The sequence below is a fragment of the Pseudomonas sp. GZJR-8 genome (genome assembly GCF_002916705.1).
Classification (GTDB): Bacteria; Pseudomonadota; Gammaproteobacteria; order Pseudomonadales; family Pseudomonadaceae; genus Aquipseudomonas; species Aquipseudomonas synxantha_A.
Genome location: NZ_JXSI01000010.1, coordinates 145690 through 165889, shown reverse-complemented (window position 1 = coordinate 165889; position 20200 = coordinate 145690). Strand labels below are relative to the sequence as shown.

Genomic DNA, 20200 nt, shown 5'->3' with positions numbered 1-20200 from the left:
AGCCTCCCATAGCTTGCGTACAATCGCGCACCCTGAACTTCCTGGGCAGCACCTGCCTTACGCAATTGCATTCGGGACGTCCATCCCATGCAGCCATGCCAGCCAATACCTCTTCTTATAAAGCGCTGGGTGAGCAGGATTATCGGAGAAATACCATGTCGTACGCAGTAATTGTTACTGGTGGCAAGCAATACAAAGTCGCCCCAGGTGAATACCTGAAGATCGAAAAACTGGAAATCGCTACTGGCGAATCCGTTACTTTTGATCGCGTTCTGTTGGTCGCCAATGGCGATGACGTGAACATCGGCGCTCCAGTTGTTGCTGGCGCTACCGTTGTGGCTGAAGTGATCTCCCAAGGTCGTCACGATAAAGTCCGCATCATCAAGTTCCGTCGTCGTAAGCACCACATGAAGCGTATGGGCCACCGCCAGTGGTACACCGAGATCAAAATCACCGGTATTCAGGCTTAATTTCAGCCTAATTCCTCACTAGGAGAATTGACTCATGGCACACAAAAAAGCTGGTGGTAGTACCCGTAACGGTCGCGACTCAGAAGCCAAACGCCTTGGCGTGAAGATGTATGGCGGCCAGAAAATCATTCCGGGCAACATCATCGTGCGTCAGCGCGGCACCCAATTCCACGCCGGTTACGGTGTTGGCATGGGTAAAGATCACACCCTCTTCGCTAAAATCGAAGGCGTGATCAAGTTCGAAGTAAAGGGCGCGTTCAACCGCCGTTACGTGAGCGTTGTCGCAGCTTAATTGCGAGATCGCTGGAAAAGCCCTGTCTTGCGACGGGGCTTTTTCGTTTGTGGAGTGAGTCTCTTGCAAAGCTGTTTGTGATGAGCTCAGGCGCAAGTTTGCGGTCGCTGATTGAGGTCGCTGCGCTCATTTTTGCAAGAGTCTTATGTCTTGGTTTCTTAAGCTCGTCCATGCGGCGAGAGGCGTTTTGTTATGAAGTTCGTTGATGAAGTTTCCATCCGAGTAAAAGCAGGCGACGGCGGTAACGGTTGCATGAGTTTCCGTCGCGAAAAATTCATCGAAAACGGTGGTCCGAACGGCGGTGACGGCGGTGACGGTGGCTCCATCTACATGATGGCCGACGAAAACCTCAACACCCTGGTCGACTACCGTTACACCCGGCACTTCGATGCCGAGCGTGGCTCCAACGGCGGCAGCACCGACTGCACCGGCAAAAAAGGTGAAGACCTGGTACTGCGCGTACCGGTCGGCACCACGATCATCGATTCCGCGACACAGGAAGTGATTGGCGACCTGACCAAGGCCGGCCAGAAACTGATGGTTGTGCAGGGCGGCTGGCACGGCCTGGGTAACACCCGATTCAAGTCCAGTACCAACCGTGCGCCGCGCCAGACCACGCCGGGCAAGCCGGGCGAACAGCGTGACCTGAAGCTGGAAATGAAAGTACTCGCCGACGTGGGCCTGTTGGGCCTGCCGAACGCCGGCAAAAGTACCTTCATCCGCTCGGTATCGGCCGCCAAGCCGAAGGTCGCCGACTACCCGTTCACCACCCTGGTGCCAAACCTGGGCGTGGTCAGCGTCGACCGCTGGAAGAGCTTCGTGGTTGCCGACATTCCTGGCCTGATCGAAGGGGCTTCCGACGGTGCTGGTCTGGGCATTCGCTTCCTCAAGCACTTGTCCCGCACCCGTTTGCTGCTGCACCTCGTCGACATGGCGCCGCTGGATGACACCAGCGCTGCGGATGCCGCCGAAGTGATCGTCAGCGAGCTGACCAAGTTCAGCCCGGCCCTGGCCGAGCGTGATCGCTGGCTGGTCCTGAACAAGTGCGACCAGATCCTTGAGGAAGAGCACGAAGAGCGCGTCAAGGAAATCGTCGATCGCCTGGAATGGGAAGGCCCGGTCTATGTGATCTCGGCCATTGCCAAAGAAGGCACCGAACGCCTGACCCGCGACATCATGCGTTACCTGGAAGACCGAGCCGACCGCCTGGCGGCCGACCCGGTATTCAAGGCCGAGCTTGCCGAGCTTGACCAGCAGATCGAAGACGAAGCCCGTGCCCAGTTGCAGGCCCTGGACGACCAGCGTGCCCTGCGCCGCAGCGGCGTGAAGTCGGTCCATGACATCGGCGACGATGATTGGGACGAAGAAGACGTGGATGATGAAGACGGTCCGGAAATCATTTACGTGCGCGATTGATTCGTTGCGATAAACTTGAACGCCGCTCCCTGGAGCGGCGTTTTGGTATCCGGGTATAACGTTATGGGCGGCGCTGGGTCGCGCGGCCCTCACTCTAAGGTTGAAGATGATGCGGAGCAAAGTGACAGGTGCGCAGCGCTGGGTCGTGAAGATCGGCAGTGCGTTGCTGACGGCCGATGGCAAGGGGCTGGATCGCGCAGCCATGAGCGTCTGGGTCGAGCAGATGGTGGCCTTGCATGAGGCCGGTGTCGAGTTGGTGCTGGTGTCGTCCGGGGCTGTTGCCGCCGGGATGAGCCGCCTCGGCTGGACCGCGCGACCCAGCGCGATGCACGAACTGCAAGCCGCCGCGGCCATCGGCCAGATGGGCCTGGTGCAAGCCTGGGAGTCCAGCTTTGCCGAGCACGGCCGCCACACGGCGCAGATCCTGCTGACCCACGACGACCTGTCCGACCGCAAGCGCTACCTCAATGCCCGCAGCACCTTGCGCGCCTTGGTGGAGCTCAAGGTCATCCCGGTCATCAATGAAAACGACACCGTGGTCACAGACGAAATCCGTTTCGGCGACAACGACACCCTGGCTGCGCTGGTGGCCAACCTGGTGGAAGCCGACCTGTTGGTGATCCTCACCGACCGCGACGGCATGTTCGACGCCGACCCGCGCAACAACCCCGATGCCCAGTTGATCTACGAAGCCCGCGCCGATGACCCCGCACTGGATGCGGTCGCCGGCAGTGTCGGCGGTGCCCTGGGCCGTGGCGGTATGCAGACCAAACTGCGCGCCGCTCGCCTGGCTGCGCGTTCCGGTGCCCATACCATCATCGTTGGTGGGCGCTTGGAGCGCGTGCTGGATCGCCTCAAGGCCGGTGAGCGCATCGGTACGCTGCTGTCGCCGGAACGCGGCATGCTGGCGGCGCGCAAGCAGTGGCTGGCCGGGCATCTGCAAACCCGTGGCACCCTGGTGCTGGATGAGGGCGCGGTCTCGGCGTTGTCCCAAGGCAACAAGAGCTTGCTGCCGGTGGGCGTCAAGCTGGTGCAGGGCAGCTTCCGCCGTGGCGAAATGGTGGTTTGCGTCGCGCCGGACGGTCGTGAGATTGCCCGTGGCCTGGCCAACTACAGCGCCCTTGAGGCGCAGAAGATTATTGGACAATCGTCTGACGCTATTGTCGGACTCTTGGGCTATATGGCGGAGCCGGAGCTGGTGCACCGCGATAACCTCATCCTGGTTTAAACGAAAGGAATACCCGATGCGTGTAATGAAGGGATTACTCGGCCTGTTATTGCTCATGCCACTGCTGGCCTCGGCGGAAGAAATCGCCCAAGTCTCGACGGTGTTCAAGTTTGTCGGCCCTAATGACCGGATTGTGGTCGAAGCGTTTGACGACCCCAAGGTTGACGGCGTGACCTGCTACCTGTCGCGTGCCAAGACCGGCGGCGTCAAAGGCGGCCTGGGCCTGGCCGAAGACCGCGCTGAGGCCTCGATTGCCTGCCGCCAGGTTGGCCCGATCCATTTCAAGGGCGAACTCAAGGACGGGGACGAAGTCTTCAAGGAACGCACCTCCCTGGTGTTCAAGACCATGCAGGTGGTGCGTTTCCTCGACAAGAAGCGCAATACCCTGGTGTATCTGGTCTACAGCGACCGCCTGATCGAAGGCAGCCCGCAGAACGCGGTGACGGCGATTCCGATTCTGCCCTGGCCGACCGCTCAGTAACCTGCAGGCGAGTTTTGTCACCGGCGTCTATGATTGAAGACTCGCCGGTTGTAAGCTCCGAGAGCTGCAATGCAAAGAATATGGGATATCTGGAGTTCGTCATGAGTGCTTTCCACGATCTGAAACTCAAAGCCCTGGACGGACAAGAGCTACCGCTGGCGCCCTTCAAGGGCCAGGTTGTGCTGGTGGTCAATGTGGCGTCCAAATGTGGTTTGACCCCGCAATACGCGGCGTTGGAAAACCTCTACCAGCAATACAGGGACCAGGGATTCACGGTGCTCGGCTTGCCGTGCAATCAGTTTGCAGGCCAGGAACCGGGGACCGAACAAGAGATCCGCGAGTTCTGCAGCCTGAACTACGGGGTGAGTTTTCCCCTGGGCAGCAAGCTCGAGGTCAACGGCCCGGATCGTCATCAGCTGTACCGCTTGCTGGCAGGTGAGGGCGCCGAGTTTCCAGGGGACATCACCTGGAACTTCGAGAAATTCCTGTTGGGTAAAGATGGCCGGGTACTCGCGCGCTTCTCGCCGCGTACGTCCCCGGACGACCCGACTATCATGCAGGCCATCGAAAAAGCCCTGAGCTGAAACACACCCACTGTAGGAGCGAGCTTGCTCGCGAAGATCGCCAACGATAACGCGTTGATCCTGACTTAACGCGTGTTCCCGGATTCTTCGCGAACAAGCTCGCTCCTACAGGTATTCGGCTACTTCTACCCCTTTAATCACCCAGATCAATAGTGCTACTAAGCGCTGCACACTCGCCATATTATCCGCGTCATAAATCCCGTCCTGGTGGAGTGCTCCATGCCTGTCCAAGCCTTGTTCAAACCCTTCCAACTCGGTGGACTGCAACTGTCGACCCGCGTGGTCATGGCGCCCATGACCCGTTCGTTCTCTCCGGGTGGTGTACCCAACTCCAAGGTCATCGAGTACTACCGTCGTCGTGCGGCGGCCGGTGTGGGCCTGATCATCACTGAAGGCACCGTGGTCGATCACCGGGCGTCCAACGGCTACCCCAACGTCCCGCATTTCTACGGTGAGGCCGCGCTGGCCGGCTGGAAGAAAGTGGTCGACGCGGTACACGCCGAAGGCGGCAAGATTGTCCCGCAGTTGTGGCATGTGGGTAGCGTGCGCCGTATTGGCACCGAGCCTGATGCCAGCGTGCCTGCTTATGGCCCGATGGAAAAGCTCAAGGACGGCAACGTGGTTGTGCACGGTATGACGCAACAGGACATCAGGGACGTGATCAACGCCTTCGCCCAAGCTGCCAGTGACGCCCAGGCGATCGGCATGGACGGTGTAGAAATCCATGGCGCCCACGGTTACCTGGTGGATCAATTCTTCTGGGAGGGCAGCAACCAGCGCACCGACGAATACGGTGGCAGCCTAGCCAACCGTTCGCGCTTTGCCATTGAGCTGATCGAGGCCACCCGTGCTGCTGTAGGGCCGAATTTTCCGATCATCCTGCGTTTCTCGCAGTGGAAGCAGCAGGACTACACCGCACGCCTGGTGCAAACCCCTGAGGCGCTGGGTGAGTTCCTCAAGCCATTGGCTGAGGCCGGCGTAGATATTTTCCACTGCTCCACTCGCCGTTTCTGGGAGCCGGAGTTTGAAGGCTCCGACCTCAACCTGGCTGGCTGGACGCGTCAGCTCACGGGTAAGCCGACTATCACCGTGGGCAGTGTTGGCCTGGATGGCGAGTTCCTGCAATTTATGGTCAACACCGACAAGGTCGCGCAACCTGCCAGCCTCGAAAAGCTGCTGGAGCGCCTGAATAACGATGAGTTCGACCTGGTGGCCGTAGGGCGTGCGCTGCTGGTGGATCCTGATTGGGCCGTGAAGGTGCGCGAAGGGCGTGAAGGGGACATCTTGCCCTTCAGTCGCGACGCGTTGACCACTCTGGTGTAAAAGGCTGGACTCCCTGTGAGCGTCACAGGGAGTTTCTTCTCTTTAGCGATTAATACTCTGGTCGCTTATTCAACTCTTTACTGTGATCAGTCTTGAGCGTGTCTTTATGGCCAGGCTGGCCGTAGATTGGCGGTTCAGCACGGGCTTGATCCAGCCATTGTTGCTGCTGGGTCCATTGCGCGGTTGGCATGTTGACACCATTGCGTACACCCATTCCATAAATTGACATGTTCCGTATCTCCTGGGGTTGGCTGATCAATAGGGGCGTACTGGCTGCGTCAGGGTTTGGTCGTATGGATGTGTGGGTTGCTGTGGACGATGCGAGCCGTAGTCGGGGCGTGTGGGCTGATGTGGACGATGCCAGCCGTAATCGGGTTGTGAGGGTTGCTGCGGACGATGCCAGCCATAATCGGGTTGTGTGGGGTGCTGCGGACGATGCCAGCCATAATCGGGTTGTGAGGGTTGCTGCGGACGATGCCAGCCATAGTCGGGTTGTGTGGGTTGCTGCGGACGATGCCAGCCGTAATCGGGTTGTGAGGGTTGCTGCGGACGATGCCAGCCATAGTCGGGACGTGTAGGTTGCTGCGGGCGATGCGAGCCGTAGTCGGGACGTGTAGGTTGCTGCGGGCGATGCCAGCCGTAGTCGGGACGTGGGGGTTGCTGCGGGCGGTACCAGCCATTGTCGGGCCCCGTAGGCCTCTGGCTGAAGGTATCGGTAGTCGGGTACCGTGGAACCATGGATTCGTTTATCAGTGTCGACATAGTTATCTCTTAAGTTTCCATCATGAATGCCTGCCTCTTGGGTGCGATCTGTAAAAGACACCCCTGATAAGACAGGTGTCATGTGGGTGGTGATAAATCCTGCAGCGTTCCAGAAATATCCTGTGTGGGGGCGCTTATTCAGGCGCTCTGGCGCGAAAAAGCCTAACGCCTGGGCCATTACTCGGGGGCTCGTCTGTCAGGCAGGTGAAGTGACTTACAGTCATTGCTGAGTCTTCAGCCTGCGTGCGGCTGTGTTGGGACGATAAAATGTTCCCCACACACACCTCGTAACTGCTGCTCGAACTGTTCGACAATCGCTGGCCAGCCCTGGCGGCTCGCGTGTTGACGCGCATTGAGGCGCATACGGCGTAAACTTTCCGCGTCCTCCAGCAGCCAATTGGCGGCGTCGCAAAACGCATTTTCGTCACCCGGCATCGCCAGCACCCCGTTGTAGCCGTGACGAATATGCTGTGTGGCGGCAGCCTGGTCGTAGGCCACCACCCCCAACCCTGACGCCATGGCCTCCAGTACCACATTGCCAAAGGTTTCGGTCAGGCTGGGGAACAGGAACACATCGCCGGACGCGTAATGACGAGCCAGTTCTTCACCGCGCAAGGCACCGCAGAAAATTGCTTCGGGAAGGTCCTTTTCCAGCATTGCTCGTTGTGGTCCATCACCGACGATGATCAGTTTCATCTGACGCAAGGGGTATCTGTTCTGCAAGGTCTCGAAACAGCGCTTGAGCAGGCCCAGGTTCTTTTCCTGGGCCAGCCGCCCTACATGCAGCACTGCGATTTGCTCATTATTCAATGCCCAGCTTTCCCGCAGAGCGCTGTCGCGTTTGGCGGGGTGGAACAATTGGCTGTCGACGCCTCTGGCCAACATCCCCAGGCGCTCAAAATGCCGACGCTCCAGTTCCAGGCGCTGACTGGCGCTTGGTACCAGGGTCAGGCTCGATCGGTTGTGAAACCAGCGCAGGTAATGGGTGACCATGCGACTGAGCAGGCTCAAGCCGTACTGGTTCGAATACTGCTGGAAGTTGGTATGAAAGCCGCTGACAACACTGATTCCCAAACGCCGCGCCGCACGCAGAGCGGATAAACCCAACGGCCCTTCGGTGGCGATATACAACACGTCCGGGCGCTGGCGGCTCCAGCGTCTGAGCAGTTTGCGCATCGACGATTGGCCCCATTGCAGCCCTGGGTAACCGGGTAATGGCCAGCCGCGGCACAGCAGCAGTTGATCGTCACTCGGTCGGCTCTGATCAGCGCCCTGGCGTGGACGCACCAGTTCGACCTGATGACCACGCGAGCGCAAACCCTCGCACAGGCGGCCAAGGGTATTGGCCACGCCGTTGATTTCCGGCGGGAAGGTTTCGGTAATGAGGGTGATGTGAAGCGAGGCTGTCGTCATGACCCACAGTGTCACCGCGGGCCATGTCGCCATTGTGTCTGAGTGATGATGGATTTATGACGGGGTCACGGCTTGCTGCGTCATCGCCTCGGCACCTTGCTCACGCACCCAGAACAACGTCGCCCCGGCGACTGCCGCCGGCATCATCAGCAGGTTGACCACCGGCACCAGCAGCACCAGATAGACAACGCCGCCGAAGCTCATGCTCTGCCAGCGCTTCTGGCGCAGCCAGGCGAGCATCTCGTTCCAGCCCAGTTTGTGGTTGTCGGCCGGGTAGTCGATGTACTGGATTGCCATCATCCATACGCCAAAGAGCAACCACAGCGGCGCAGCGATCAGGTTGACCACTGGAATGAACGACAGGATAAACAGTCCGATAGCTCGTGGCAGGAAGTAGCCCAGCTTGCGCATTTCCCGGGCCAGAGTACGCGGCACCATGGCGATCAACTCACCCCAGCTGAACGCCGGAAAGTCATCGGTGCCGCGCACCACCACTTCAACCTTCTCCGAGAGAAAGCCGTTGAACGGCGCTGCGATGATATTGGCGAGCATGGTGAAGGTGAAAAACACCATCAGCACCACCAACACCACAAACAATGGCCACAACAGGTAATTCAGAAAACTCAGCCAACTGGGCAGCGTCGGCATCAGATGGTCGACCCACAGGCTGAACTGATGGCCGGCGAAATAGATCAAGCCGACGAACAGCACCAGGTTGATCGCCAGCGGCAGCAGCACAAACAAGCGCAAGCCGGGGCTCAACACCAGTTTGAGGCCTTCACGCAGGTATTGCGCACCGGAAAGAGCGGGGGCGGGCATGGTGAACTCCGAGCAGGATGACGAACGCGCCGACCTTACCGGCTTTGTATCGTGGGCGAAAGCGGCGACATCATCAGTAACATTAGGGGGAGCAATGGCGTCGATTAATCGGGCCGACTGCATAGAGACCACCTATGAGCTGGATTGTTATTCCGTATTTCCTTAATCTTGCCCCCCTCGATACGCTGCACCCATTATTTTCAGGGCCTGCGAGTTCAAGCCTTCCCCAAGTGCTTCGTGGTCCCTTTTTTATTCCAGCCGCCTTGTAGTCCGGGCGGTCGATAGGAGCGAGTCATGTCTGATACCCGCCATTCGCGAGTGATTATTCTCGGTTCCGGCCCTGCCGGTTACAGCGCTGCCGTCTATGCTGCCCGGGCCAACCTCAAGCCGCTGCTGATCACCGGCATGCAGGCGGGCGGTCAGTTGACCACCACCACCGAAGTCGACAACTGGCCGGGCGATGTCCACGGACTGACCGGCCCGGTGCTGATGGAGCGTATGAAAGAGCACGCCGAGCGCTTTGAAACCGAGATCGTGTTTGATCACATCAACAAGGTCGACTTCTCCAAGAAGCCTTACAGCCTGACCGGCGACAGTGGCGTCTACACTTGTGACGCCCTGATCATCGCCACCGGTGCCAGTGCTCGTTACCTGGGCCTGCCATCGGAAGAAGCGTTCATGGGCAAGGGGGTTTCGGCCTGCGCTACCTGCGACGGTTTCTTCTACCGCAACAAGCCGGTCGCTGTGGTCGGTGGTGGTAACACCGCTGTGGAGGAGGCGCTGTACCTGGCCAACATCGCCAGCACTGTGACCCTGGTTCACCGTCGCGAGACCTTCCGCGCCGAGAAGATCCTGATCGACAAGCTGCATGCCCGTGTGGCAGAAGGCAAGATCATCCTCAAGCTCAACGCCACCCTGGATGAAGTCCTGGGCGACAACATGGGCGTGACCGGTGCGCGCCTGAAGAACAACGATGGCAGCTTCGACGAATTGAAAGTCGACGGTGTATTCATCGCCATCGGCCACACCCCGAACACCTCGCTGTTCGAAGGCGTGCTGGAAGCCAAAGATGGCTACCTGGTGGTGCAGGGCGGCCGCGAAGGCAATGCTACCGCGACCAACATCGAAGGCATTTTCGCTGCCGGCGACGTGGCTGACCACGTCTACCGCCAGGCCATCACCTCGGCCGGCGCCGGTTGCATGGCGGCCCTGGATGCCGAGCGCTACCTCGATGGTTTGAAGGACGCTTCGTTCTAAACAACGCTGCAAAAAAATGTGGGAGGGGGCTTGCTCCCGATAGCGGTGTGTCAGCCAACTAATACTTGGCTGAAACCTGCTATCGGGAGCAAGCCCCCTCCCACATTTGGATATGTATTTGACTCAGGATTTGCGAGCCAGGGGCTGCGCGGCAAATTTTACCCCATCCAACCCATGGGCAATCAACGCCCGAATATTGCCATGGTCACTGCCCTCAGGCGTCGCCACCACCGACCGGTAATGCTCGCCAAACGCCAGCAACGCTTCCTGATCGCTCAAGCCTTCCAGCAACGCCAAACCCAGGGTCTTGCACGAACCTTCGTTCTGCCCAGCAGCGTTTTCCACATCGCCATTGGTGAACGCTTGTGGCTGGTAGTCGTAACCGTCGGCGATAAAGGCCAGGGTGTCGGCAAAGACGTGTTCGCCACTGTTGAGGCTGGCGCGCAGGGTGTTCAGATCAGTCATGGGGTTTTCCTTTGGCGAACGCGGCCTGTTGGTCGGCGTTGGCTTCTTGCTGGTATTGGGCTTTCCACTCGGCGTACGGCATGCCGTACACCACTTCACGGGCGTCATCGAGGCTGACCTCGATCTGGCGCTCATCGGCCTCGGCCTTGTACCACTTGGACAGGCAGTTGCGGCAAAAGCCGGCCAGGTTCATCAGGTCGATATTCTGCACATCCTTGCGGCTATCCAGATGGGCCACCAATCGGCGAAAGGCGGCGGCTTCAAGTTCGAGGCGTTGTTGGTCGTTCATAGGGCTCACTTAGTATCAGCGGCTGGCGGCTAGAGTGATCGAAACCGACTCGGCAAAGCGCAGCGCGTGGGGCTTGTCGACTTCCACCTCGGCGTACAACACCGATTCGTTGCTCATCACCAGGTCCAGCAATTCCTGGGTCAGGCGCTCCAGCAGGGCGAAGCGGTTGCCTTCCACATGGGCGATGATCGCCTTGGTGATGGTGCGGTAGTTCAAAGCGTGGTCGATATCGTTGTCGCGCACGGCGTCCTGGGCGGCATACAGGATGGTCAGGTTGATCAGCACATCCTGCTTGTTGAGGATTTCGTCCTCGTTGATGCCAATAAAAGTGCGCAGGCACAGGTCTTTGACCCGGATGCGCGCCATGCCTGGTTGAAGTTGTGGCATTGCTACTTGCTCCGTCCAATCAATTGCAGGAACTCCATGCGCGTGGTGTTCGATTCGCGGAAGGCGCCGAGCATCACTGAGGTGTTCATGGTTGAATTCTGTTTCTCTACGCCGCGCATCATCATGCACATGTGCTTGGCTTCGATCACCACCGCCACGCCGGCGGCCTGGGTCACGTCCTGGATGGCGTCGGCGATTTGCCGCGTAAGGTTTTCCTGGATCTGCAGGCGCCGGGCAAACATGTCGACGATGCGCGCCAGTTTAGACAGGCCCAGCACCTTGCCGGTCGGAATATAGGCCACGTGCGCCTTGCCGATAAAGGGCAGCAGGTGATGCTCGCACAACGAGTACAACTCGATGTCCTTGAGGATCACCATCTCGTCATTGTCGGAGGCGAACAGCGCGCCGTTGACGATTTCTTCCAGGTTCTGCGCGTAGCCATGACACAGGTACTGCATGGCCTTGGCGGCACGCTTGGGCGTGTCGAGCAGGCCCTCGCGCTCTGGGTCTTCGCCCAGGCCCTTGAGGATTTCGCGGTAGTGGTGGGGCAGGGAAAGGGTCATACAACATCCTCGCAAACGGCTTACTTGATATGCCGCCCGCCGTTGACGGTCAGGGTGGTACCGGTGACATAGGGGTTGTCCAGCAGGTAACGCACGCTCTGGTAGATCACCTCAGGCCCGGGCTCGATGCCCAGGGCCGACTTGGCCAGGACCTTGGCGCGATAGGCCGCGTCGTCGCCTTCGTTGAACATCACCATGGCCGGCGCGATACCGTTGACCTTGATCAGCGGCGCGAACTGCGCGGCAAACGATAGCGTGAGGCTGTCGAGGCCGGCCTTGGTGGCGCAATAGGCGATGTGCTGACGGCTGCCCTTGCGCACCACGTCATCGCTGATGTGCACGATATCGGCAGGTGTCGAGCGTTGCAGCAAGGGTGAACAATGCAGGTTGATCAGGTACGGCGCAAGCATGTGTACGCTGAACATATCGATAAACGCGCGGCTTTCGTCGCCCGGTGTTTCTGCGACCCAGGCCGAAGCATTGTGGATGATCGCACGCAGGCTTTGGGTATGGGTTTGCAGCTGCGCGATGAAGGCAAGAATCCCGGCTTCGCTGGAAAAGTCGGCAAATACGCCGATGGCCCCTCGTTCACGTAGCGCCTGCACACCTGGGCGTTCGCTGCGGTAACTGAAAATCACCGAGTAGCCATCATCCAACAGGCGCTCAGCACAATGCAGGCCGACGCGCTGGCCGGCACCGGTGATCAGGATCGGTGCGTGGGTTGCAATCATGGGAGGCTCAAGTCGCTGGCAGACGCAAACTATACCAGCGACCCGGCCCCTGTGCTCATACGGCGGCTTCGGTGACTTTGCGCGGTGGCGAGGGGTGCAGCCAGTTCGCCAACAGATGCGTCGAGAGCGGAATAAAGAGGTAAACCATCAGCGGCGTCAGGGCGGCGGTGCTGACCAGTACACGGCTGAACAGGTCCAACTCGCCAAGCAGCGGGCCGAGACCGAAGTTGAACAACAATGACACCGGGAAGAACGCCAGCCAAATCGCGACCGCCTGTTTCCAGCGCGGCGGGCGTGCCCCTACGGCACCAAACCAGCCATCGATACCGCTGACACGACGCTCGCAAGGGTTGGCAAACAGCTCGCTTCCGCGACTCAGCCAGGCGCTGCGCGAGGCGGAAAATTCCCAGGCGTGCAGGGTTTTCTCATCGGCGAAGCGGAAGATGATCTGGAACTCATCATCATGGGGTGGCGGGGCGAGTACGCCGGAACCCAGGTAACCCGGGAAGTCAGTGGCCAATTGCTCGCCTTCGCGCAGCCAAGCCATCAATTCTTCGTAGCGACCTTTGGCGACGCGGCGCGCAACCATCAACGTGACGGGTGAGGTAGACATGGTGTATCTCCAGGTATCGAGTGCGCGGGGCCGGGTAAGCGGCGCACGAACGAGGCTGCGGGGTGCTGCAGCGACGTAAAAAACAGGCAAGGATTATTCCTGTTTTGCCGAAATACGCCAGAAACTTCGGATGGATCGCCGTAGATCTTGAATCATGGGCATCAATGGGCGTTAAATAAGATACAAATCTATATGGATATTGCTGACAGCTGATGCCCCAAATCATTGCTCCGTCTCTTGAAGCATCACCTGATAGTCACGCTGACGCCGAAGTGCTGTTTCCAATTCGTGAAGTGGCAAGACTTACAGGCGTTAACCCGGTGACTTTACGTGCCTGGGAGCGTCGCTATGGCTTGATTCGGCCCGTTCGCACCGAAAGTGGGCATCGGCTGTACTCAAGCATCGATATCGACACGGTTCATCGCATTCTTGACTGGATCGAACGCGGCGTAGCGGTGAGCAAAGTGGGCAAGATCCTGGCGCGTGATCAACGGCCCGGCGAGCTGGCCACGGCGTCACGCAGCGATATCGAACTGGAATGGCAGCAGTGGCAGGCGCAACTGCGGGTGGCCATCAGCGCTTTTGATGATCGTGAACTGGGGCAGTTGTACGGACAAATCTTCAGCGCTTATTCAACCACCGTCGTATTTCAGGACATCATGATGCCCCTCTGGCAGCAACTGCTGCGTCACCAGGGGCGTTTTGGCCAAGCCAGCGAATGGCTGTTTTTCGACAACTTCCTGCGTTCGCGCACCGCTCAACGGCTGCAATTGGCGTGTGCTTCACCGGCACCGAGGGTGTTGCTGGCCGCCATTGCCGGCGAGTGTCGTGAGCTGGAACTATTGGTCGCGGGTTTATTGATATCCAGCGACAAGCTCGCGGTAAAAGTCCTGGGTGTTGGCCAACCGCTCGATGAGTTGACGCTGGTCTGCGAGAGAACTCGGCCACAAGCCCTGGTGCTGTTTTCCAACCATTCTCCCGGTGCAGAACTGCCTTCGCGGCTCAGTCGCCTGGCATTGACGCTCAATTGCCCGTTGCTGTTGGCTGGCGATGCCTCGGACCTCGCCGAGCACAGCCTGGCAGGCTCATCGATAGGTTGCCTGGGCAATGACGGACGTTTGATGCAGCGCCGCTTGCAGCAGTTTCTCAGTGGTCACCTGGATACCTGAACTCAGGCGTGCACGTGGGGATGAACCAGGCGGTGCTGGTGCAGAATGAACTGGCGCAGGCGCTCGGTCTCATCTGCATCACTCTGGCTCAGGCGGTAAGCGAACAGGCCTCGGGCAGTTTCCCGCTCCAGCGTGCCGCGAAGCGCGATACGTTCGTAGCCGGAAGGGCTGAACCACAGGGAAAAGGTCTTGGGCGGTTTCGCCCGGCCGCGCACTTCTACCAGTACACCCTTGAATGATACTTCGTGCACCCACAATGCACTGGGGTAGCCCTTGACGTTTTCCAACGCCACGGGCGCTTCAAGGGCCAGGCGCCACGGGCGGATCATCGGCCCGTCTTCGAAAATGCTCGGCACGCCCAGGCGCAGATGCACCGCATGAAACTCATCTTCCACCAAGCGCAGGGGGAAGGTGAGCTGCTGGTTGTCGAACTGGGCCTGGATGGTGACTTGGTCGTGAGCGGCCAGCCGCGTGAGCAAATCACGAATCTGCGCGCCGCCATTAACCGTCAGGCTCGACCACGCATCCCGCAGATTGAGCTGCGGGTTGTGCTGCATGTCCTGGATAAAGTCCAGTTCGTCCTGCGTCAAAAGCGTGTCGCGGTGCATTGATCTAGCTCAAGGCTGAGGCATTAAAAAGCCATTATCGCTCTAAAGACTGGGTTTTTTACAGTTTGTTAATTCCACTCGTCGCCTTGAGCGCCGCGAGCTCGTTTTTAAGCTCGGCCAACTGCGTTTCCAACTGGGCGACGCGTTGCTGCGCCTTGACTTGAGTGGTGACGTCTTTTTGCACACCGACGAAATACGTTTGCCTGTCCGCCTCGTTGTACACCGTCGAAAGTGACAGCTCATTCCAGAAGTGAGTGCCGTCCTTGCGGTAGTTACGCAGGATCTCGCGACATGCGCCGCCGTTGTCGAGGGCTTCACGAATGGCCATCAGTGCCGGCTGGTCACGGTCACCGGACTGGAGGAAGCGGCAGTCCTGATAAAGGATCTCGTCCAGGGTGTAGCCGGTCAGGCGTTCGAACGCAGGGTTGACGTAGATCAGCGGTTTGTCCTTGCCCTCACGCTCGGCAACGACGATCCCATCGTTTGAGGCATTGACGACCATTTGCAGCAGCTTGGCGTTAATCATTGAGCGGTCCATGGCTTGTGTTTGACGGTGCAAGTTTAAGGCAAGTCTTGATTCTTGCACGCTGCGCGCTGAATTATCGGCACAGACTGCTAATATCCCAGGCTTTGACTCAACTACAGGATCAGATTGATGAAAGTCGCCATCCTTTCCGGCTCGGTCTACGGTACGGCTGAAGAAGTCGCTCGCCATGCGGAAAAAATCCTCAAGGACGCCGGTTTTGAAGCCTGGCACAACCCTCGCGCCAGCCTGGGCGAGGTGCAGGCGTTTGCTCCCGATGCGTTCCTTGCGGTGACCTCGACCACCGGCATGGGCGAGTTGCCCGATAATCTGCAACTGCTGTACTCAAGCATTCGCGACCAACTCCCCGCCGCCTGGCGCGGGCTGCCGGGCGCGGTCATCGGCCTGGGTGACGCCAGCTATGGCGATACGTTCTGCGGTGGCGGCGAGCAAATACGCGAACTGTTCGGCGAGTTGGGCGTGCGTGAAGTGCTGCCGATGCTGCGCCTGGACGCCAGCGAAAGCGTGACCCCGGAAGCCGACGCCGAGCCTTGGCTGGCTGAACTGGTCGTCGCGCTGCGCGGTTGAGCGAAGGGGCGGCCGTTGTACTATTCTCTTGGCTGACTCGCTCAGTCATCAAGCTGGCTGCGAAGGCAACTCCTTGTGCCACGGCGTCTGACTAGACTGGCTCTCACTTAGACACAATAACAAGTGCGCCAAGGAGGACGTTGCCGTGAGCCTAGCCCCTGCATCATCGCCAGAAAACATCAAAGCCCAGGTCAGTGCTGCCGAATGGCAAACCCGCGTTGACCTGGCGGCCTGTTATCGCCTGGTGGCGATGCATGGTTGGGATGATCTGATCTTCACGCATATTTCCGCCAAGGTGCCGGGCACGGAAGATTTCCTGATCAACCCTTATGGGCTGATGTTCCACGAAATCACGGCCTCAAGCCTGGTCAAGGTTGACCAGGCCGGCAACAAGCAAATGGACAGCCCCTACGAGATCAACCCCGCGGGCTATACCATCCACAGCGCCATCCACGAAGTGCGTCATGACGTGACCTGCGTGTTGCATACCCACACCGCTGCCGGTGTGGCGGTTTGCGCACAAAAGCAAGGCGTATTGCCCATCAGTCAGCAGTCGCTGTTTGTGCTGTCCAGCCTCGGCTATCACGCCTACGAAGGCGTAGCGCTGAACCACGAGGAAAAAGCCCGTTTGCAGGCGGACCTGGGGCAAAACAATTTCCTCATGCTGCATAACCACGGCTTGCTGACCTGTGCTGGCACTATCGCCGATACCTTCCTGATGATGTTCACCTTCCAGCGCGCCTGCGAGATCCAGGTGCTGGCGCAAAACGGCGCAGCGCAGCTGATTGCCATCGAGCCGCAAATCCTGGCTGGCGCCAAGGCGATGGTGGCGGCTGTCACAAAAAGCGCCCAAGGTATGGGAGGTGCGCTGGCCTGGCCGGCGCTGCTGCGCAAATTGGACCACCAGAACCCCGGGTATAAAAGCTGATGCCACTCGCCGAGATACCGCTCAGAGCCTGGCGCAAACGCGGCCAGGACTTCGTCTTTCGTGGCCGTACCCTGCGTTACTGGGTGGCCGGGCAGGGCACGCCTCTGCTGCTTATTCATGGCTTCCCCACCGCCAGTTGGGATTGGCATTACCTGTGGCAGCCCCTGGCCCAGCGCAATCTGGTGATTGCCTGCGACATGCTCGGTTTTGGTGACTCGGCCAAGCCCCTGAACCACGACTATTGCCTGTTGGAGCAAGCCGACTTGCAACAGGCGTTGCTTGAACACCTGGGAGTGGAGCAGCCGGTGCATGTGTTGGCCCATGACTATGGCGACAGTGTCGCCCAGGAGTTACTTGCCCGGCATTACGAAGGCCGCTTCCAGATGGCCAGTTGCGTATTTCTCAACGGCGGGCTGTTCCCGGAAACCCACCGTCCCACCCTGGTGCAAAAGTTATTGCTCAGCCCGTTGGGCTGGATGATCGGCCGGGCTTATGGGCGCAATGCCCTGGCCAGCAGTTTCAGCCAGATATTCGGCCCGCGAACGCGGCCCAGTGAAAGCGCTCTGGATGATTTCTGGAGTCTGATCAGTTGCAACGACGGGCCGCGTATCCTGCACAAACTGATCGCCTACATTCCCCAGCGTCGACGCCTGCGTGATCGCTGGGTGGCCGCCATGCAGCACGGCAGCGTGCCGATGCGGGTGATCGACGGCGAGGTGGACCCGATTTCCGGCGGCCATATGGTCGAGCGCTTTGAGCAACTGGTGCCCCACGCCGACACGGTATTGCTGGCCGATATCGGCCATTACCCGCAGATCGAGGCGCCGGTGCAGGTGCTCAGGCATTACCAGGCCTTTCGTGATCGCATCGGCCAGCCTTCGCCGCAAGCGGTCTATTCCTGAGCCTGGCTTCTCCAGCGGGTATCATCCTGCTGCCTTATCGAGCACCATTCAGCCTCGGCCGTCTTTATTGTGACCAAAGGCGCTGTGCGTGACACTCTGCCTATTCCCATTGTCGCCAGCGGAGTTCGGTATGAGTGAATCAGTGCAGTTCCAGGATAAGGTCGTGATCGTCACCGGTGCCGGCGGTGGCCTGGGCCGTGCTCATGCACTGCTGTTCGCCAGGCACGGAGCCAAAGTGCTGGTCAATGACCTGGGTGGCTCCACCCAGGGCGAGGGCGCCAACGCCTCGGCGGCCGACCGGGTGGTAGCAGAGATTCGCGCGGCAGGCGGCATTGCCGAGGCCAACCATGATTCGGTCACCGACGGTGACAAGATCGTACAGAACGCTCTGGATGTCTTCGGCCGGATCGACGTGGTAGTCAACAACGCCGGGATCCTGCGCGACAAGACTTTCCACAAGATGGACGACAGCGACTGGGATCTGGTTTACCGGGTGCACGTCGAAGGCGCCTACAAGGTTACGCGTGCCGCCTGGCCCCATCTGCGCGAGCAAGGTTATGGTCGGGTGATCTTCACCGCCTCCACGTCAGGCATCTACGGCAACTTCGGCCAGTCAAACTACGGCATGGCCAAGCTGGGCCTGTATGGGTTGACCCGCACCCTGGCGCTGGAAGGGCGCAAGAACAATATCCTGGTCAACGCCATCGCCCCTACCGGAGGTACGCGCATGACCGAAGGGCTGATCCCGCCCCAGGTATTCGAGCGGCTCAAGCCGGAACTGGTCAGCCCGTTGGTGGTGTATTTGGGCAGTGAAGCCTGCCAGGAAACTTCAGGGTTGTTCGAAGTGGGTGGCGGCTGGATCGGCAAGACCCGTTGGGAGCGCAGCCTGGGGGTGGGGTTTGATCCCGAAGCGGGCTTCTCGCCGGACGAAGTGGCGGCGCATTGGCAGCAGATCTGTGATTTCGAAGGTGCTGCACATCCCAAGGACAATATCGAGGCATTGAAGGAGATGATGGCCAACTTGCAGAAGTTCAGCCTCTGATCATTGCCGGAACATCACTGAATCTCGCGGGGCGTCGATGACGCCCCTTTTTATTTCAGGCATAAAAAAGGCCGCTGCATAAGCAGCGGCCGAAGTAAGACGTTGGATCAAGGAGCGACAAATCAACGTCAGTGAACACCGGTAACAGACTGAATACGGGATCAATCCGTTGTAAATCTGCTGTTCTCCCCCAGCAGGGAGCGGGCCATTTGCCCTGAAAGCGAGGTAAGAATAGTCGCTTGTAACAAAATGAGTAATAGCAGTTCAGGACAAGGACTGTTACCAATTACGCAACAGTTGTGCGGCGTTCATCGACTCTTCTGATAACGCCCTATCCACCCCATTCATGCGCAATCTTCACGCCACAGGCGGTGGCCAAGGCGACGACGCTGGGCTTGATGGCCTAGGCGCGTAATGCCTGGCGGTATTCGCCCGGGGTGGCCCCCAAGGCTTGGCGAAAGCGCTGGTTGAAATGGCTGGCGCTGGAAAAACCGCACCTCAAAGCCACCTCACCCAGGGGCAGCGTGCTGCTGCGCAGCAGGGTCTGCGCCCGCGCCAGACGGCGTGCCAGCAGGTATTGATGGGGCGGCACGCCGAAACTCTGACGGAACATCCGGGCGAAATGGTATTCCGACAGCGCGCACATCGATGCCAACTGGCCGAGGCTGATGGGGTCTTCGACATGGTGGTCGATGTACTCCACCAGACGCCGCCGTTGGTGCGCCGCCAGCCCGCCTTTGAGGCGCAGGCCCTCGCGTACGCCGACCTGGTTGAGCAGGGTGTGGCTGAGCAACTCATGGGCCAGGCTGCTGGTCAGCAAGCGCTCTGCGGGTTCGAGCCAGTTGAGGCTAATCAGCTGGTGAAAGCGCCGGGCCTGGCGGGCGTCTTCAAGGAAGGTCGTCTCACGCAACTGCAATTCCCGCGGCTCGCGGTCCAGCAGGGTGACGCAGCCGAGGGCAAATTGCTCCGGGCTAAAATACACGTGGGCTAGGCGAATCTCGCCATTGATCACCCACGCCGACTGGTGCTCGGCCGGCAGAATGCACAATTTGTCGGGGCCGCCCTTGGTACCCGGTCGGTCGCGACGAAAGGTGCCAGTGCCGCCGCCGATATAGCAGGACAAGGTGTGATGGCTGGGCGCCTGATAGTCCTGGGCATCGTGGTGGTTGCTCCACACGGCCGCAGACAAACCGTCACCGAGCTCGGCGCAGGCTTCCAGGCGTGCGTGGGGCGAGCGGTTGAGGGATTGAAAGACGTGCAGCGATTCCAGCTCTGGCATGGTGTGTTCTCCGACGCCTTGCATCCTACTCCCGGCGGCGAGCGCTGTGAGCCCGTCACCCGACAAAA

General features: G+C 59.4%; 26 protein-coding genes. 13 read left to right on the top strand and 13 right to left on the bottom strand.

Annotation, left to right across the window (positions count from 1 at the left end):
- The first annotated feature begins 155 nt into the window (after positions 1–155).
- The 7 genes from rplU (at position 156) to TK42_RS19780 (ending at position 5794) form a co-directional block, all read left to right on the top strand.
- Entirely contained in the window at positions 156–470 is a 315-nt protein-coding gene (rplU, locus tag TK42_RS19810) for a 50S ribosomal protein L21 (RefSeq protein ID WP_003176051.1), read from the top strand.
- 34 nt (positions 471–504) lie between these two features.
- Complete coding sequence (gene rpmA, locus TK42_RS19805) at positions 505–762, top strand: 50S ribosomal protein L27 (RefSeq protein ID WP_003176049.1); 258 nt, start codon at positions 505–507, stop codon at positions 760–762.
- 192 nt (positions 763–954) lie between these two features.
- Positions 955–2178 carry an Obg family GTPase CgtA gene (gene cgtA / locus TK42_RS19800; protein ID WP_005791308.1) on the top strand — a complete coding sequence of 408 codons (1224 nt, stop codon included), beginning with the start codon at positions 955–957 and terminating at the stop codon, positions 2176–2178.
- Positions 2179–2287: 109 nt separating this feature from the next.
- Positions 2288–3406, top strand: a complete 1119-nt coding sequence (gene proB / locus TK42_RS19795; RefSeq protein WP_005791305.1) for a glutamate 5-kinase — start codon at positions 2288–2290, stop codon at positions 3404–3406.
- A 16-nt stretch (positions 3407–3422) separates the two neighbouring features.
- On the top strand, positions 3423–3887 hold the full coding sequence (locus TK42_RS19790; protein ID WP_032879534.1) for a CreA family protein: 465 nt from the start codon (positions 3423–3425) through the stop codon (positions 3885–3887).
- A gap of 101 nt (positions 3888–3988) precedes the next feature.
- Positions 3989–4471 carry a glutathione peroxidase gene (locus TK42_RS19785; RefSeq protein ID WP_032879536.1) on the top strand — a complete coding sequence of 161 codons (483 nt, stop codon included), beginning with the start codon at positions 3989–3991 and terminating at the stop codon, positions 4469–4471.
- Between the two features lie 219 nt (positions 4472–4690).
- Positions 4691–5794, top strand: coding sequence for an NADH:flavin oxidoreductase (locus TK42_RS19780; RefSeq protein ID WP_032879538.1), 1104 nt, complete (start codon positions 4691–4693; stop codon positions 5792–5794).
- Positions 5795–5843: 49 nt separating this feature from the next.
- Here the strand turns inward: TK42_RS19780 and TK42_RS19775 are convergent, their stop codons facing one another.
- The 4 genes from TK42_RS19775 to cysZ form a co-directional block, all read right to left on the bottom strand.
- Positions 5844–6023, bottom strand: a complete 180-nt coding sequence (locus tag TK42_RS19775) for a hypothetical protein (RefSeq protein ID WP_032879540.1) — start codon at positions 6021–6023, stop codon at positions 5844–5846.
- 26 nt (positions 6024–6049) lie between these two features.
- Complete coding sequence (locus TK42_RS26825) at positions 6050–6556, bottom strand: hypothetical protein (protein WP_146097888.1); 507 nt, start codon at positions 6554–6556, stop codon at positions 6050–6052.
- 234 nt (positions 6557–6790) lie between these two features.
- A complete protein-coding gene (locus tag TK42_RS19765; RefSeq protein WP_032879541.1) occupies positions 6791–7969 on the bottom strand; it encodes a glycosyltransferase family 1 protein in 1179 nt (392 codons plus the stop codon).
- 54 nt (positions 7970–8023) lie between these two features.
- Positions 8024–8788, bottom strand: coding sequence for a sulfate transporter CysZ (gene cysZ / locus TK42_RS19760; RefSeq protein WP_103734920.1), 765 nt, complete (start codon positions 8786–8788; stop codon positions 8024–8026).
- Positions 8789–9082: 294 nt separating this feature from the next.
- On the opposite strand from cysZ, the gene trxB reads away from it, so the two are divergent.
- Positions 9083–10045: a thioredoxin-disulfide reductase gene (gene trxB, locus TK42_RS19750; RefSeq protein WP_003194076.1), complete on the top strand. Its 963-nt coding sequence runs from the start codon at positions 9083–9085 to the stop codon at positions 10043–10045.
- A gap of 123 nt (positions 10046–10168) precedes the next feature.
- On the opposite strand, the gene TK42_RS19745 is transcribed toward trxB, so the two are convergent.
- The 6 genes from TK42_RS19745 to TK42_RS19720 are packed head-to-tail and all read right to left on the bottom strand — an operon-like array spanning position 10169 to position 13093.
- Complete coding sequence (locus tag TK42_RS19745) at positions 10169–10510, bottom strand: HopJ type III effector protein (RefSeq protein WP_148852675.1); 342 nt, start codon at positions 10508–10510, stop codon at positions 10169–10171.
- Positions 10503–10799: a DUF1244 domain-containing protein gene (locus tag TK42_RS19740; protein ID WP_032879544.1), complete on the bottom strand. Its 297-nt coding sequence runs from the start codon at positions 10797–10799 to the stop codon at positions 10503–10505. The genes TK42_RS19745 and TK42_RS19740 overlap by 8 nt, the downstream gene beginning before the upstream one ends.
- Before the next feature lie 15 nt (positions 10800–10814).
- Entirely contained in the window at positions 10815–11186 is a 372-nt protein-coding gene (folX, locus tag TK42_RS19735) for a dihydroneopterin triphosphate 2'-epimerase (protein ID WP_032857710.1), read from the bottom strand.
- 2 nt (positions 11187–11188) lie between these two features.
- Complete coding sequence (folE, locus tag TK42_RS19730; protein WP_005791285.1) at positions 11189–11749, bottom strand: GTP cyclohydrolase I FolE; 561 nt, start codon at positions 11747–11749, stop codon at positions 11189–11191.
- A 20-nt stretch (positions 11750–11769) separates the two neighbouring features.
- Positions 11770–12480 (bottom strand): dihydromonapterin reductase, encoded by a 711-nt coding sequence (folM, locus tag TK42_RS19725; protein WP_032879545.1) that lies wholly within the window; start codon positions 12478–12480, stop codon positions 11770–11772.
- A 55-nt stretch (positions 12481–12535) separates the two neighbouring features.
- A complete protein-coding gene (locus TK42_RS19720; RefSeq protein ID WP_032879547.1) occupies positions 12536–13093 on the bottom strand; it encodes an antibiotic biosynthesis monooxygenase in 558 nt (185 codons plus the stop codon).
- Positions 13094–13305: 212 nt separating this feature from the next.
- Between TK42_RS19720 and TK42_RS19715 the strand changes: the two genes are divergently transcribed.
- Entirely contained in the window at positions 13306–14262 is a 957-nt protein-coding gene (locus tag TK42_RS19715; RefSeq protein ID WP_103734918.1) for a MerR family transcriptional regulator, read from the top strand.
- A 2-nt stretch (positions 14263–14264) separates the two neighbouring features.
- Here the strand turns inward: TK42_RS19715 and TK42_RS19710 are convergent, their stop codons facing one another.
- Positions 14265–14870: a hypothetical protein gene (locus TK42_RS19710; RefSeq protein ID WP_032879549.1), complete on the bottom strand. Its 606-nt coding sequence runs from the start codon at positions 14868–14870 to the stop codon at positions 14265–14267.
- A 58-nt stretch (positions 14871–14928) separates the two neighbouring features.
- A complete protein-coding gene (locus TK42_RS19705) occupies positions 14929–15396 on the bottom strand; it encodes a PAS domain-containing protein (protein ID WP_032879550.1) in 468 nt (155 codons plus the stop codon).
- A gap of 129 nt (positions 15397–15525) precedes the next feature.
- Between TK42_RS19705 and TK42_RS19700 the strand changes: the two genes are divergently transcribed.
- The 4 genes from TK42_RS19700 to TK42_RS19685 all read left to right on the top strand — a co-directional run bounded on the left by TK42_RS19700 (position 15526) and on the right by TK42_RS19685 (position 18853).
- A complete protein-coding gene (locus TK42_RS19700; protein ID WP_103734917.1) occupies positions 15526–15981 on the top strand; it encodes a flavodoxin in 456 nt (151 codons plus the stop codon).
- A 145-nt stretch (positions 15982–16126) separates the two neighbouring features.
- The gene (locus TK42_RS19695) at positions 16127–16909 is read left to right on the top strand and encodes a class II aldolase/adducin family protein (RefSeq protein ID WP_005791271.1); all 783 of its coding nucleotides are present in this window, start codon (positions 16127–16129) and stop codon (positions 16907–16909) included.
- Complete coding sequence (locus TK42_RS19690) at positions 16909–17811, top strand: alpha/beta fold hydrolase (RefSeq protein WP_032879552.1); 903 nt, start codon at positions 16909–16911, stop codon at positions 17809–17811. Before TK42_RS19695 ends, TK42_RS19690 begins: the two co-directional genes overlap by 1 nt.
- 130 nt (positions 17812–17941) lie before the next feature.
- The gene (locus TK42_RS19685; RefSeq protein WP_032879553.1) at positions 17942–18853 is read left to right on the top strand and encodes an SDR family oxidoreductase; all 912 of its coding nucleotides are present in this window, start codon (positions 17942–17944) and stop codon (positions 18851–18853) included.
- Between the two features lie 403 nt (positions 18854–19256).
- Here TK42_RS19685 and TK42_RS19680 read toward each other — a convergent pair whose 3' ends face one another.
- Positions 19257–20132 (bottom strand): helix-turn-helix domain-containing protein, encoded by an 876-nt coding sequence (locus TK42_RS19680; protein WP_103734940.1) that lies wholly within the window; start codon positions 20130–20132, stop codon positions 19257–19259.
- Between the last annotated feature and the right edge of the window lie 68 nt (positions 20133–20200).